Raw genomic sequence first — 1,165 nt, 5'->3', positions numbered from 1 at the left:
ACTATGAAAACTGAAGGCTAGTTCCAACGTAATAGCGTCCAATTTGAACGATTCGCGTGTTCTTTGAGGCGTGGGCAAGGATTCACCAAATATGCGTAATCTGCGTATTCGCATAAAGGTAAATCATTGATGGAGTCGGTGTAAAAATGGACTTCAGAATAAGATTCTGGCTGAGCATCTAACCATGCTTTCAAGCGTATAACTTTGCCTTCTCGATAACTCGGAACGCCTGCAATTTCAGCGCTGTAGCTGCCGTGCTTCTCAACCAAATCAATTCCTAATGCGACGGGAATTCCTAATCGATGGCCGACCGCTTCGACTAAGAATGTCACGCTCGCAGAGATGATAACCATATCGATGTCATCGCGATCCAACTGTGCTATCAACGTTTTGGATTGCTCAAACTGCTTAGGCAGGATGTGGTGCTCTACACACTCTTCTACCAACGTATGGACGTGTGCAACGGGCATGTCAGCCAATGGCGCCATACAGAATTCTAAGTAGTCCTCCATGTCCATTTTACCTTCTGCGTACAAGGCCATTAAACGCTGATCTTCCTCGATGAAGTTTGGTTGCGTTGCTATGCCTTTTTCAACCAAAAACGCATTCCAAATCATCGCACAGTCGGCGTTGATTAGAGTTTCGTCCATATCAAAGACGTACAAAGGTTTGGACATGTTAGGCTCTCACTGGTTGAATTTCGTTAAGGTTAAACAGCAGCTCTAGTTGACTGCCGTTAGCTAGCAAGCGTTCGGATGAACGGTTGAGCAAATCGACCGTAAGATCGCACTCTTCGACGCACACTTGGTAGCGAATTACATTGCCAAGCAGTTGGTGATTTTTGATGGTTCCCATCTGCGGTGCAGAAATATGGTTTCCGTATTGGCGACCATGCTCTTTCACGTAGATGGACTCTGGACGAATTGCCACCTTCCATTCGGTATCGATATTAAAGAGTTGTTTGGCTTTGTTAGCATCGACCAAGTTGTAATGCCCCATAAACCCAGCCACAAATTCATTGGCAGGGTGAGTGTAGATCGCTTCTGGTGTGCCGGCTTGAACAATTTCCCCTTTGTTCATCAAAAAGATTCGATCAGACATGATCATCGCTTCTTCTTGGTCATGAGTCACAAAGATGGTAGTTAGGTTCATCTCTTTTTGTATA

The 1,165-nt window shown here is 45.1% G+C and carries 2 protein-coding genes; both read right to left on the bottom strand.

Annotated elements, in window-relative coordinates; genetic code table 11:
• Positions 1-17: 17 nt before the first annotated feature.
• Entirely contained in the window at positions 18-677 is a 660-nt protein-coding gene (locus R7M72_RS25300; protein ID WP_140143455.1) for an HAD family hydrolase, read from the bottom strand.
• A gap of 1 nt (position 678) precedes the next feature.
• A partial coding sequence (locus R7M72_RS25295) for a TOBE domain-containing protein (protein WP_318056482.1) occupies positions 679-1,165 on the bottom strand: 487 nt, incomplete at its 5' end.

Source organism: Vibrio sp. YT-18, assembly GCF_033337345.1.
Lineage (GTDB): Bacteria > Pseudomonadota > Gammaproteobacteria > Enterobacterales > Vibrionaceae > Vibrio > Vibrio alginolyticus.
The sequence above is the reverse complement of the archived record's forward strand: the minus strand, read 5'-3'. Positions and strand labels throughout refer to the sequence as shown.